A 12,645-nucleotide genomic window follows, 5' to 3' on the forward strand; every position below is an offset into this window, starting at 1 on the left:
GCCCAGGATGGGCACGCCCGCCGCCTCGAGGCCCTTCGCGAGTCCGAGGGCGGTCTGCCCGCCGAGCTGCACGACGACGCCGACGAGCTCGCCGGTCTGCGACTCCGCGTGGATGACCTCGAGCACGTCCTCGAGCGTGAGCGGCTCGAAGTAGAGCCGGTCGCTCGTGTCGTAGTCGGTCGACACCGTCTCGGGGTTGCAGTTGATCATGATGGTCTCGAAGCCCGCGTCGGAGAGCGCGAACGACGCGTGGACGCACGAGTAGTCGAACTCGACGCCCTGGCCGATGCGGTTCGGCCCCGACCCGAGGATGACGACCTTGCGGCGGTCGCTCGGCTCCACCTCCGTCTCGAGGTCGTAGCTCGAGTAGTGGTACGGGGTCAGCGCCGGGAACTCGCCGGCGCACGTGTCGACCGTCTTGTACACCGGACGGATGCCGAGGATGTGCCGCACCTCGCGCGCATCGGCCTCGCCGAACCCGCGCAGCTGCCCGATCTGCGCGTCGGAGAAGCCGTGGTCCTTGGCGAGCAGCAGCGTGTCGTGATCGAGCGCCTCGGCCGTCGCGACGATCTCGGCCACCTCGTTGATGAGGAGGATCTGGTCGAGGAACCACGGGTCGATCTTCGTGGCCTCGAAGAGGTCGTCGACCGTGGCGCCCTTGCGGAGCGCCTGCTGTACGAGCACGATGCGGCCGTCGGTGGGCACGCGAGAGGCCTCGACGAGCTCCTCGACGCTGCGCGGCTCGTCGCCCCAGTGGAACGACGACCCGCGCTTCTCGAGCGAGCGCAGCGCCTTCTGCAGGGCGGTCGCGTAGTTGCGGCCGATCGCCATGGCCTCGCCGACCGACTTCATGGTCGTGGTGAGCGTCGGGTCGGCGGCGGGGAACTTCTCGAACGCGAAGCGGGGCACCTTGACGACGACGTAGTCGAGCGTCGGCTCGAAGCTCGCGGGCGTGACGCGGGTGATGTCGTTCGGGATCTCGTCGAGGCGGTAGCCGATGGCGAGCTTCGCGGCGATCTTCGCGATCGGGAAGCCTGTGGCCTTCGAGGCGAGCGCCGACGAGCGGGAGACGCGCGGGTTCATCTCGATGACGATGATGCGGCCGTCGGCGGGATCGATCGCGAACTGGATGTTGCAGCCGCCGGTGTCGACGCCGACGGCTCGGATGATGTCGATGCCGATGTCGCGGAGCTTCTGGTACTCGCGGTCGGTGAGCGTGAGGGCCGGCGCGACGGTGATCGAGTCGCCGGTGTGCACGCCGACCGGGTCGACGTTCTCGATGGAGCAGACGACGACCGTGTTGTCGGCGGTGTCGCGCATGAGCTCGAGCTCGTACTCCTTCCAGCCGAGGATCGACTCCTCGAGGAGCACCTCGGTGGTCGGCGAGTCGTGGAGGCCCTGCGTGACGATGCGCACCAGGTCCTCCTCGGTGTACGCGAAGCCCGAGCCGAGGCCGCCCATCGTGAACGACGGGCGCACGACCAGGGGGTAGCCGAGGTCGAGCGCGAACTCCTTCGCCTGGTCGAGGGTCTTCGCGACATGGGAGCGGGCGACGCCGGCGCCCGCCTCGATGACGAGGTCCTTGAAGAGCTGGCGGTCCTCGCCCTTGCGGATCGCGTCGACCTTCGCGCCGATGAGCTCGACGCCGTGCTTCTCGAGGATCCCCGCGTCGTGCAGGGCGATCGCGGCGTTYAGCGCCGTCTGGCCGCCCAGCGTCGGCAGCACCGCGTCAGGGCGCTCCTTGACGATGATCGACTCGATGATCTCGGGCGTGATGGGCTCGATGTAGGTGGCGTCCGCGAAGTCGGGGTCGGTCATGATCGTGGCCGGGTTCGGGTTCACGAGGATGACGCGCACGCCCTCGGCGCGGAGCACGCGGCACGCCTGGGTGCCGGAGTAGTCGAACTCCGCGGCCTGGCCGATCACGATCGGCCCTGAGCCGATGACGAGGACGCTGTTGATGTCGTCGCGCTTGGGCATCAGGCGTTGGTCTCCTTGCTCGCGATGACCATGTCGCGGAACCGGTCGAAGAGGTAGTTCGCGTCGTGCGGGCCGGCCGCCGACTCGGGGTGGTACTGCACCGAGAACGCCGGGATGTCGAGGCAGTTGAGGCCCTCGACGACGTTGTCGTTGAGGTCGTAGTGGCTCACCTCGACGCGGCCGAAGCCCTCGGAGGAGTCGCTGACCCGGTCGATCGGGGCGTCGACGGCGAAGCCGTGGTTGTGCGACGTGATCTCGACGCGGCCGGTGGCTTTATCGAGCACGGGCTGGTTGATGCCGCGGTGGCCGAAGGGCAGCTTGTAGGTGCCGAAGCCGAGGGCCCGGCCGAGCAGCTGGTTGCCGWAGCAGATGCCGAAGTAGGGCAGCCCTTCGCGCAGCGTCGTGCGCAGCAGGTCGACATGGCGGTCGGATGCCCCGGGGTCGCCCGGTCCGTTCGAGAAGAACAGCGCGTCGGGGGCCATCGCGAGCACCTCCTCCGCGGTGATCGACTGCGGCACGACGTGCACGTCGAAGCCGCGCTCGGCGAGGTACTTGAGCGTCGAGGTCTTCACCCCGAGGTCGAGGACCGCGACGGAGCCGACGCGCTCTCCCTCGGCGGGCAGGGAGTAGGCCTCGGTGGTGGAGACCGTGCCGGAGAGGCTCAGGCCCGTCATCTCCTCGCCGCCGAGCACGAGCTCGAGCTGCTCCCCGTGGGTGAGCAGCGCGGCGTCGCCCGAGAAGATCCCGGCGCGCATCGCGCCCGCAGAGCGGATGTGGCGCGTGACCGCGCGGGTGTCGATGCCGCTGATGCCGACGATGCCGGCCGCCTCGAGGTCATCGTCGAGGCTGCGCTGCGCGCGGAAGTTCGACACGACGCGGGAGGGGTCGCGCACGACGAATCCGGCGACCCAGATCCTCGACGACTCCATGTCCTCGTCGTTCGCACCCGTGTTGCCGATGTGCGGCGCGGTCATCATGACGATCTGGCCCGCGTACGACGGGTCGGTCAGCGTCTCCTGGTAGCCGGTCATGCCGGTCGCGAAGACCGCCTCGCCGAGGGTGCGCCCACGGGAGCCGTACGCGCGGCCCTCGTAGCGGCGTCCGTCCTCGAGCACGAGCACGGCGGGGTCCGACGTGCGGGTTGGGGTCTCAGTCATCCGAGGCCTCGCTCTCCTTCTCCGGCCGCGATGCGGCACGCGCCGCGGCGATGTCGTTGACGGCGGCGATGATGCGCGCCGAGTCGCCCGGGTAGCGGGCCCTGAGGTAGCTGTCGACGTGGGGAGCCCGCGCATCGGGATCGGCCACGTGCGCGATCCACGTGATGGCGACGAGTCCCTCGGGCTCCACCCCGCGATCGATGGCGTAGCTGGCCTCCCCCGCCGACACGATGCGCTCGGCGGGCAGGAAGCTCGCAGACTCGCCGGCGACCCGCAGCACGACGCCCTCGGCCGCGATCTCGATGCGCGCGGCGCCCCGGAACGCGAGCCCCTGCACGGCGAGCCGCTCGAGCGGCTCGCCCGTCGGGGTCGTGGCGACGTAGAGCACCTCGGTCTCGAGCAGGAACGAGCCGAGCGCACCGGGCAGCGGGTAGGACGTGAGGGACTCGTCGCGTCGGGTGCGACGCCGCCACGACCGCAGCATGAGCCACGCGGCGACGCCGACGATCGCCACGGAGATGAGCACGCCGATCCACCTATCCACGGGCCACCTCCGCGGCGGTGTCCGCGCGCCGCGCGACCTCGTCGGCCGGGCGCACCGCGCCGTCGGCGTACGTGGCGTAGCCCGAGTGGAAGGTGGCGACGACGCGGCCGGGCAGGCGGCGCCCGAGGTACGGCGAGTTCACGCTGCGTCCGGCGAGACGCTCGAGCGAGAAGTCGGATGCCGCGGCCGGGTCGTAGAGCGTGACCTCGGCCGGCGATCCGGCGACCAGTGCCTGCCCGTGCCCGGTGAGCCGGCCGATGCGGGCGGGGGTCGCGGACATGACCCGCGCGACATCCGACCAGCTCAGCAGGCCGTTCTCGACGACGGCGGCGTGCACGACGGCGAGGGCGGACTCGAGCCCGACCATGCCGTTCGCCGCGGCATCCCACTCGCTCTCCTTGGCCTCGACCGGGTGCGGCGCGTGATCGGTCGCGACGATGTCGATCGTGCCGTCGGCGAGGGCGGCACGGAGAGTCTCGACGTCCTCGGCACGGCGGAGCGGCGGGTTCACCTTGAACCGCGGGTCGTAGCTCGAGACGAGGTCCTCGGTGAGCAGCAGGTGGTGCGGGGTGACCTCGGCGGTCACGGCGATGCCGCGCGCCTTCGCCCAACGGATCACCTCGACGGACCCGGCCGTGGAGACGTGGCAGACGTGCAGGCGACTGCCGACGTGCTCGGCGAGCAGCACGTCGCGCGCGATGATCGACTCCTCGGCGACGGCGGGCCAGCCGGCGAGCCCGAGTTCGCCCGAGAGCGCGCCCTCGTTCATCTGGGCGCCCTGCGTGAGCCTCGGCTCCTGGGCGTGCTGCGCGATCACCCCGTCGAAGGCCTTCACGTACTCGAGGGCGCGCCGCATGAGCAGCGGGTCGGCGACGCAGAACCCGTCGTCGCTGAAGACCCGCACGTTCGCACGAGATCGGGCCATCGCCCCGAGCTCGGCCAGCTGCTCGCCCTTGAGGCCCACCGTGACCGCGCCGATGGGCTGCACCGTCGCGTAGCCGGCGGCGCGGCCGAGGCTCGCCTCCTGCTCGACGACGCCGGCCGTGTCGGCGACCGGGAACGTGTTGGCCATCGCGAAGACCGCGGTGAAACCGCCCGCCGCTGCGGCCTGGGTGCCGGTGAGCACCGTCTCGCTCTGCTCGTAGCCGGGCTCACGCAGGTGGGTGTGCAGGTCGACGAGGCCGGGGAGTGCGATGAGGCCGTCGGCGTCGACGACCGTCGCGCCCGCGGCATCCGCGATGCGACCGACCTCGGCGATGGCGCCGCCGTCGAGGAGGAGATCGGCCCGCTCGCCGGACGGCAGCGTCGCACCGGTGATGAGGATGCGCTCGGTCATCGGGCTTCACCTCGTTCGCCGGACAGCAGCAGGTAGAGGGCGGCCATTCTCACTGATACTCCGTTCGCGACCTGCTCGCGCACCGTCGACTGCGGCGAGTCGGCGGCGCGGGCGGCGATCTCCAGCCCGCGGTTCATCGGGCCGGGGTGCATGACCATCGTAGTCGGGGGCAACCGGTCGAACCGGGCATCGTCGAGGCCCCAGGTCCGGGCGTATTCGCGGCTGTTCGGGAAGAACGCCGCGTGCATGCGCTCCGCCTGGATGCGCAGCATCATGACGACGTCGGGGTCGCCCTGCAGGGCCCCGTCCAGGTCGTAGCCCACCCGGGCGGGCCAGCCCGACGTGTCGACGGGAACCAGCGTCGGCGGTCCGACCAGTTCGACTTCTGCGCCGAGGGTGGTCAGGAGCCATACGTTCGACCGGGCCACGCGGGAGTGCAGGATGTCGCCGACGATGACGACGTGCACGCCGTCGAGCCCGCGCCCACGTGACGCGGCTCCGTGCAGGCGCCGCCGGATGGTGAACGCGTCGAGGAGCGCCTGGGTCGGATGCTCGTGGGTGCCGTCGCCGGCGTTCACGACGCCCGCGTCGATCCAGCCGCTCGTCGCGAGGGTCTGGGGGGCGCCCGACGCGTGGTGGCGGATGACGACCCCGTCGGCGCCCATGGCCTGCAGCGTCTGGGCGGTGTCCTTCAGGCTCTCGCCCTTCGAGACGCTCGAGCCCTTGGCGCTGAAGTTGATCACGTCGGCCGAGAGCCGCTTCGCCGCGGCCTCGAACGAGATGCGGGTGCGCGTCGAGTCCTCGAAGAAGAGGTTCACGACCGTCTTGCCTCGCAGGGTGGGGAGCTTCTTCATCTCCCGCTCCTGCACGGCCGCCATGTCCTCCGCGACGTCGAGCAGCGCGATGGCCTCGTCGCGGGCGAGGTCCTTGGTCGAGAGGAGGTGGCGCATCAGTCGTCGCCCCCGTCGATCGTGACCGCGTCGTCACCGTCGATCTCGGTGAGGCGCACGTTGATCCGCTCGCGCGCCGAACTCGGCAGGTTCTTGCCGACGAAGTCCGCGCGGATGGGGAACTCGCGGTGGCCGCGATCGACGAGCACCGCGAGGCGCACGGCGCGCGCGCGGCCGAGGTCGGCCAGCGCGTCGAAGGCGGCGCGGATGGTGCGGCCCGAGTACAGCACGTCGTCGACGAGCACGACCGTCGTGCCGTCGATGCCGCCGGCGGGCRCCGATGTCGGCTGCGGCGCGCGAACCGGGTTGCGGTCGAGGTCGTCGCGGTACATGGTCACGTCGAGGGACCCGGTCGGCACCTCGGATGCCGCGATGCGGCCGATGATCGTCGCGAGGCGCTCCGCGAGCACCGCGCCACGCGTGGGAATGCCGAGGAGCACGAGCCGTTCGGCCCCGCGATTCGACTCGAGGATCTCGTGGGCGATGCGAGTGATCGCCCGATCGATGTCAGCCTGCTGCAGCACGGTGCGCACAGCCATGCGGACTCCCTTCTCCGCCTCACTGGACGGGCTTCAAGGTTGCCTTTCGAACCAGCCTACCAGCACGGCGGTGGCCGGTCCGATCGGCCCGGAGTAGCATCGGGCGCGCGGGTGCGGCAGGGTGTGGCAGCGGCGCGCAGGCCCGGCCCAGGCCCGGCATCCGCTCGAAGGCGGGAGTGACGATGACCGGCAGCGGCACCGCGACGGATCCCTGGCGGCTGACGACGGCCCCTGGAACCTCGGCCTACACGATGTACCGCGACGAGGACGGCGACCCGCCCGCGCTGGTCTGCATCGTGGGCTCGACCACCCTGAAGTACCACCTGTCGGCCATCGACGACCTCGCGGCCTGGCTCCGGGAAGAGAGCGACTGGGTCGCGCTCGGCGCCGCCGACGAGCAGAAGCCGGCCGCCGACGGCACCGTCGAGGCGTGGGGCCGCGCGGAGTCGAATCCCGTCGGCGGCTGGTACGGGCTCCGCAAGGGCTACCGGGGCCGGTTCGGGATGTACCTGCCGCCGCTGCTCGAGCAGCTCGGGCTCGCCGAACTCACGCATGACGCCCGCAACAACCGCATCCGGGCGACCTGACGAGCGCCGACTACGCCTTCGAGTGCGAGATCGCCGCGAGCAGGCCGTTCACGAAGCCGGCGGAGTCGTCGGTGGAGAGCACCGTCGCCGCCTCGACCGCCTCGGAGATCGCGACGGCGTCGGGCACCTCGTCGTTGTAGAGGATCTCCCACGCGCCGATGCGCAGCAGGGCGCGATCGACGGCCGGCATGCGCTCGAGCGTCCAGCCCCGCGAGTGCGTCGTGATGAGCTCGTCGATCTCGTCGCGGTGATCGACGATGCCGTCGACGATCTCGCGCGCGTAGAGCCAGGACGCCTGCCGTTCGGGCTCGCCCACTGCGCGCTCGGCCTCCGCCACGAGCACCTGCTCGACCGGCACCTGGCGCATGTCGGCCGAGTACAGCATGTCGAGGGCGCGCTTGCGCGCCTTCGTTCGAGCGCTCACTCGTTCACGCGGCCGAGGTAGTCGCCCGTGCGGGTGTCGACCTTGACCTTCGTGCCGGTCTCGAGGAACAGCGGCACCTGGATCTCGTAGCCGGTCTCGACCGTCGCGGGCTTGGTGCCGCCGGTCGAGCGGTCGCCCTGGAGGCCCGGCTCGGTGTAGGTGATCTCGAGCACGACCGACGCGGGCAGGTCGACGTAGAGCGGGTTGCCGTTGTTCAGGGCGATCGTGACGGCCTGGTTCTCGAGCATGAAGTTCGCGGCGTCGCCGACGACGGTCGCGGGCACGGTGACCTGGTCGTAGTCGGTCGCGTCCATGAACACGAAGCCGTCACCGTCGTTGTAGAGGTAGGTGAAGTCACGGCGGTCGACGTTCTCGATGTCGATCTTCGCGCCGGCGTTGTACGTGCGGTCGACCACCTTGCCGGTCACGACGTTCTTCAGCTTCGTGCGCACGAACGCCCCGCCCTTGCCGGGCTTGACGTGCTGGAACTCGATGACGCTCCAGAGCTGGCCGTCGATGTTCAGGACGACGCCGTTCTTGATGTCAGCGGTGCTTGCCATGGAGGTGATTCCGATCGATCGAGGGAAGTCAGAGGGCGCGCGGCATTTCGCGTGCGACTGATCGAGTGTAGTCGACTCAGTCGCGCGACCGCAGAACCCAGTCGATCGCCAGCCGGTAGGAGTCAGCACCGAACCCGGCGATGACGCCCGTGGCCACGCCCGAGATGACGCTCGTGTGCCGGAACGTCTCGCGCGAGTGCGGGTTCGAGAGGTGCACCTCCACGAGCGGCACCCCGGCCTGGGCCAGCTGTGCGGCCGCATCGCGGAGCGCGTAGCTGTAGTGCGTGAACGCCGCCGGGTTGAGCACGACCGGCAGTCGTCGATCCACCGCCTCGTGGATCCAGCCGATGAGCTCGGCCTCGTCGTCGGTCTGGCGCAGGTCGATCTCGACGTCGTCGGGCACGGATGCCGCGAGGCGGGCGCCGATGTCGGCGAGGGTCTCGCTCCCGTACACCTCGGGCTCGCGGGTGCCGAGGCGCCCCAGGTTCGGTCCGTTGAGGACGAGGATGGTGGTCACGCGGCAAGCCTAGCGATGCGGCATCCGTCGCCTGGCCGGCCCGCCTCGACCGATCGGTGCGGCGAACGGGTGAACCCCCGGTTGACGGCGCATTGACACTCCTTCGGACGACGCGCCTCCGGTTCACGAAGTGGTCGGGGCGTGTACCGATCATGGCCACGAAGCCGTGCGCTGCACCCGATTGGCTCGGGGCCATGCCAACCGAATCGACCCGCGCTCGAATGCGCCTCGTCGCCAGCGTCGCGGCCGCCGTCACGGCCGCCGCCATCCTCCTCCCCTCCCCCGCCATGGCCGCCGGGAACGACGCCCCGAAGGGCCCGTCCGTGAAGAAGGTGGAGCCCACCCTCGTCGCCAGGGCGACCCTGTCGGCCGATCACCTGGAGCCCGGCCCAGCCAGCGGCGGCGCCCTCACCACGACCGTGAACGGACGAACGGGCCCGTTCGGCGGCCAGGTGATCCCCGGGTTCTCCGCCGTCATCGAGAACGGCGACGGGACGTTCTGGGCGCAGCCCGACAACGGCTTCGGCGCCAAGACGAACTCCGCCGACTTCCTGCTCCGCAACTACCTGGTGCGGCCGGCGTGGCAGACCTCGGCCGGCGGCGCCGGCGACCTGGCCGTCGAGCGGTTCATCTCCTACAACGATGCCGACCACGTGCTCGACTTCCCCATCGTGAACGAGGCCACGCCCGATCGCCTCCTCACGGGCGCCGACTTCGACATCGAGTCGGTCGTTCGCGCCAAGGACGGCAGTTTCTGGGTCGGCGAGGAGTTCGGTCCGTTCCTCCTCCACTTCGACGCCGACGGCACCCTGCTCGAGAAGCCCATCGCCCTCGCGAGCGGCGCCAAGTCCCCGCAGAACCCGTACCTGCAGCCGGGCGAGACGCCCCGCGTTCGAGCGAGCCGCGGCTTCGAGGCGCTCGCGGGCTCGGCGAACGGCCGCTACCTCTACCCCGTCGTCGAGGGCTCCTACGCGGACGACCCCGACCTCCGCCGCCGCGAGGTGCTGGAGTTCGACACGAAGGCCGGTGCCTACACGGGCCGGACGTGGAACTACGAGACCGACCAGGACGCGAACGTCGTCGGCGACGCGTTCACCGCGCGCAACGGCGTGCTCCTGCTCGTCGCAGCGTGACGACTTCGAGGGCGACCAGGCCGTCACGAAGCGGATCTACCGGGTGGACCTCGGGCGCACCGACGCCGAAGGCAAGCTCGAGAAGACGCTCGTGGTCGATGCGCTCCGCATCGCGAACCCGGCCCTCATCGGCGCGGGCGACGGCTATGGCACCGGAGACCCGTTCTCGCTGCCCGTGCAATCGCTCGAGACCGTCGTCCAGCTGAAGGACGGCAACCTGCTCATCGCGAACGACAACAACTACCCGGGCAACGACGCTCGGATCACCGGAACCCCCGACGACACCGAGTTCGACGTCATCGACCTCGACCGCACGCGCGTGCAGCCGTCGGACGTCACCGTCGTGGGGCACCGGGGCGCCAGCGGCTCCCGCCCGGAGCACACGCTCGCCTCGTACGAGACGGCCATCACCGAATGCGCGGACTTCATCGAGCCCGACGTCGTCTCCACCAAGGACGGCGTCCTGGTCGCCCGGCACGAGAACGAGATCAGCGGCACCATGGATGTCGCGTCGCGGCCCGCGTTCGCCGATCGCAAGACGACGAAGGTCATCGATGGCGCCTCGGTCACCGGGTGGTTCACCGAGGACTTCACGCTCGCGGAGCTGAAGACGCTGCGCGCGGTCGAGCGCCTGCCGCAGGTGCGCCCCGCCAACACCGCATTCAACGGCCTCTACGCGATTCCGACGCTCGACGAGGTGCTCGACCTCGCCCGGCACTCCGTCAGCTGCGACGGCCTGCCCGTCGGCGTCTACCCCGAGACGAAGCACCCGAGCTACTTCGACTCGATCGGCCTCTCGCTGGAGGAGCCCCTCGTCGCGGAGCTCGCCCGGAACGGCCTCGACTCCGCGGATGCGCCCGTGATCGTGCAGAGCTTCGAGGTGGCCAACCTGAAGGAGCTCGACGGCGCCACCGACGTGCCACTCGCCCAGCTCCTCAACTCCAGCGGCCGTCCGTGGGACTTCACGGTTGCCGGTGACGCCCGCACGTACGCTGACCTCGCGACCCCGGCCGGGCTCGCAGGGATCGCCGGCTACGCCGACGGGTTGGGCGTCGAGAAGAGCCTGGTGATCCCCCGCACGGCCACCGGCACCCTCGGAACGCCGACCACGCTCGTCGCCGACGCGCACGCAGCGGGGCTCGACGTGCACGCCTGGACGTTCCGCCGCGAGAACACGTTCCTGCCGGCCGAGTTCCGTTCAAGCACCGATCCCGCCGGCATCGGCGACCTCGAGGGCGAGCTGCGCGTGTTCCTCGCGACCGGGCTCGACGGATTCTTCAGCGACAACCCCGACATCGGGGCGGCGACCGCCGGCTGATCAGGACCGATCGACCGTTTCGGGAACGGGCGGATGCCCCGCGGCATCCGCCCGTTCCTCGCACGCTCAGGAGGCGATCTCCTGGTAGGCCGCGAACAGCAGCGACTGGTCGGGGGCCAGCATCACCGTCGGTTTGGCGAGGTCGTCGAGCACGATGAACCGGAGCTGGCCGGCGCGGGCCTTCTTGTCGCGCTGCATCGTCGCGAGGAGCGTGTTCCAGCGGCCGGCGGGATAGCTCGTGGGTAGCCCGAGCAGGTCGAGCACGCGCTTGTGCCGGTCTGCGACGTCGTCGGAGAGCCGGCCCGACAGGCGGCCGAGTTCGGCGGCGAACGCCAGGCCGACCGAGACCGCGGCACCGTGCCGCCACTGGTAGCGCTCGGCGTGCTCGACGGCGTGGCCGAGGGTGTGGCCGTAGTTGAGGATCTCGCGGAGCCCCTGCTCGGTGAAGTCCTCGGCGACGACCTCGGCCTTCATGTGGATCGCGAGCTCGACGACGCGTCKGAACTCGGGCGAGGCCGGATCGGTCGCCCGGTCGGGATCGGCCTCGATGAGGTCGAGGATCTCTGGATAGCGGATGAACCCCGCCTTCACGATCTCGGCGAAGCCGGCGAGGATCTCGTTGCGCGGCAGGGTGTCGAGCAGCTCGAGGTCGCACAGCACCGCGGCGGGAGCGTGGAAGACGCCGACGAGGTTCTTGCCCTCGTTCGTGTTGATGCCGGTCTTGCCGCCCACGGCCGCGTCGACCATGCCGAGCACGGTCGTCGGCAGCTGCACGATGCGGACGCCTCGGAGCCAGGTGCCCGCGACGAAGCCGGCGAGGTCGGTGATCGCGCCGCCGCCGAGCCCGACCACGGCGTCGCTGCGCGTGAAGTCGGCCTGTCCGAGGATCTGCCAGCAGAACGCCGCGACCTCGACCCGCTTGCCGGCCTCCGCGTCGGGCACCTCGGCGAGCAGCACCTCGAAGCGGTCGGAGAGCTCCTCGCGCAGCGCGGCGGCCCGAGCGCCGAGGGTCGGCGCATGCACGATGAGCACCTTGCGCACCGCGGACCCGAGCGCCTCGCCGAGTTCGGCTGCCACTCCGCGGCCGACCACGACCTGATACCCCGACTCCCCGCCGACCGGGATCACCGTGCGCGTCTCGCCTGCCGTCATCGTGCTCCTCCGAACCCCTCGGTGATGTCCTCGACGATCCGCGCGACCGAGCGGCGCGACGTGTCGATGTCGAGGTCGGCGAGCGCGGCGTAGACCGGTGCCCGTTCCTCCATGATGGCGGTCCACCTGGCCAGCCCGCCCTCGGCGATGAGCGGACGCGACCCGCCCGCGAGCCGCGGCGCGACCGCCTCGGCCGTGACCTTCAGCCACACCACCGGCAGCTGGGCGAGGTCGTCACGGGTGTCGGGATGCAGCACCGCTCCCCCGCCGAGCGAGATCACGGCCTCCTCCCGCAGCGCGTCGGCCACGACCTCGCGCTCGACGATGCGGAAGTACTCCTCGCCCTCGCGCTCGAAGATCTGGTCGATCGGTCCGTAGCGCTCGATGATGCGGGTGTCGGTGTCGACGAACGGCGCGTCGACGGATGCCGCGAGCCGCTGTCCGACGC

13 protein-coding genes and 1 pseudogene are annotated in these 12,645 nt (G+C 70.7%); 3 read left to right on the top strand and 11 right to left on the bottom strand.

Features of this window, described 5'->3' with window-relative positions; all coding sequences use genetic code 11:
* The 6 genes and pseudogenes from carB to pyrR form a co-directional block, all read right to left on the bottom strand.
* On the bottom strand, positions 1 to 1,980 hold a 1,980-nt coding region (gene carB, locus AC1DY2_RS07095; RefSeq protein WP_476761785.1), incomplete at its 3' end, for a carbamoyl-phosphate synthase large subunit.
* Complete coding sequence (gene carA / locus AC1DY2_RS07100) at positions 1,980 to 3,137, bottom strand: glutamine-hydrolyzing carbamoyl-phosphate synthase small subunit (protein ID WP_476761786.1); 1,158 nt, start codon at positions 3,135 to 3,137, stop codon at positions 1,980 to 1,982. The genes carA and carB, both read right to left, overlap by 1 nt.
* The gene (locus tag AC1DY2_RS07105; protein WP_476761787.1) at positions 3,130 to 3,681 is read right to left on the bottom strand and encodes a PH-like domain-containing protein; all 552 of its coding nucleotides are present in this window, start codon (positions 3,679 to 3,681) and stop codon (positions 3,130 to 3,132) included. Before AC1DY2_RS07105 ends, carA begins: the two co-directional genes overlap by 8 nt.
* Positions 3,674 to 5,017: a dihydroorotase gene (locus AC1DY2_RS07110; RefSeq protein WP_476761788.1), complete on the bottom strand. Its 1,344-nt coding sequence runs from the start codon at positions 5,015 to 5,017 to the stop codon at positions 3,674 to 3,676. Before AC1DY2_RS07110 ends, AC1DY2_RS07105 begins: the two co-directional genes overlap by 8 nt.
* Positions 5,014 to 5,967: an aspartate carbamoyltransferase catalytic subunit gene (locus AC1DY2_RS07115; RefSeq protein ID WP_476761789.1), complete on the bottom strand. Its 954-nt coding sequence runs from the start codon at positions 5,965 to 5,967 to the stop codon at positions 5,014 to 5,016. Before AC1DY2_RS07115 ends, AC1DY2_RS07110 begins: the two co-directional genes overlap by 4 nt.
* Positions 5,967 to 6,509 (bottom strand): annotated as a pseudogene (pyrR, locus tag AC1DY2_RS07120) (bifunctional pyr operon transcriptional regulator/uracil phosphoribosyltransferase PyrR); the annotation flags it as partial. The pseudogene pyrR and the gene AC1DY2_RS07115, both read right to left, overlap by 1 nt.
* Before the next feature lie 179 nt (positions 6,510 to 6,688).
* On the opposite strand from pyrR, the gene AC1DY2_RS07125 reads away from it, so the two are divergent.
* A complete protein-coding gene (locus AC1DY2_RS07125; protein ID WP_476761790.1) occupies positions 6,689 to 7,093 on the top strand; it encodes a DUF6855 family protein in 405 nt (134 codons plus the stop codon).
* Positions 7,094 to 7,103: 10 nt separating this feature from the next.
* Here the strand turns inward: AC1DY2_RS07125 and nusB are convergent, their stop codons facing one another.
* The 3 genes from nusB to AC1DY2_RS07140 all read right to left on the bottom strand — a co-directional run bounded on the left by nusB (position 7,104) and on the right by AC1DY2_RS07140 (position 8,594).
* Positions 7,104 to 7,517 carry a transcription antitermination factor NusB gene (nusB, locus tag AC1DY2_RS07130; RefSeq protein ID WP_309978834.1) on the bottom strand — a complete coding sequence of 138 codons (414 nt, stop codon included), beginning with the start codon at positions 7,515 to 7,517 and terminating at the stop codon, positions 7,104 to 7,106.
* Positions 7,514 to 8,077, bottom strand: a complete 564-nt coding sequence (gene efp, locus AC1DY2_RS07135) for an elongation factor P (RefSeq protein ID WP_309978836.1) — start codon at positions 8,075 to 8,077, stop codon at positions 7,514 to 7,516. The genes nusB and efp overlap by 4 nt, the downstream gene beginning before the upstream one ends.
* A 76-nt stretch (positions 8,078 to 8,153) precedes the next feature.
* A complete protein-coding gene (locus AC1DY2_RS07140; RefSeq protein ID WP_476761791.1) occupies positions 8,154 to 8,594 on the bottom strand; it encodes a type II 3-dehydroquinate dehydratase in 441 nt (146 codons plus the stop codon).
* 194 nt (positions 8,595 to 8,788) lie between these two features.
* Here AC1DY2_RS07140 and AC1DY2_RS07145 point away from each other — a divergent pair, with 194 nt between their 5' ends.
* A complete protein-coding gene (locus tag AC1DY2_RS07145; protein ID WP_476761792.1) occupies positions 8,789 to 9,727 on the top strand; it encodes an esterase-like activity of phytase family protein in 939 nt (312 codons plus the stop codon).
* Between the two features lie 43 nt (positions 9,728 to 9,770).
* Entirely contained in the window at positions 9,771 to 11,045 is a 1,275-nt protein-coding gene (locus tag AC1DY2_RS07150; RefSeq protein WP_476761793.1) for a glycerophosphodiester phosphodiesterase, read from the top strand.
* Positions 11,046 to 11,111: 66 nt separating this feature from the next.
* Here AC1DY2_RS07150 and aroB read toward each other — a convergent pair whose 3' ends face one another.
* Positions 11,112 to 12,197 (bottom strand): 3-dehydroquinate synthase, encoded by a 1,086-nt coding sequence (gene aroB, locus AC1DY2_RS07155; protein ID WP_476761794.1) that lies wholly within the window; start codon positions 12,195 to 12,197, stop codon positions 11,112 to 11,114.
* On the bottom strand, positions 12,194 to 12,645 hold a 452-nt coding region (locus tag AC1DY2_RS07160; RefSeq protein ID WP_476761795.1), incomplete at its 5' end, for a shikimate kinase. The genes aroB and AC1DY2_RS07160, both read right to left, overlap by 4 nt.

This window comes from Agromyces sp. P1_H4 (genome assembly GCF_056405255.1).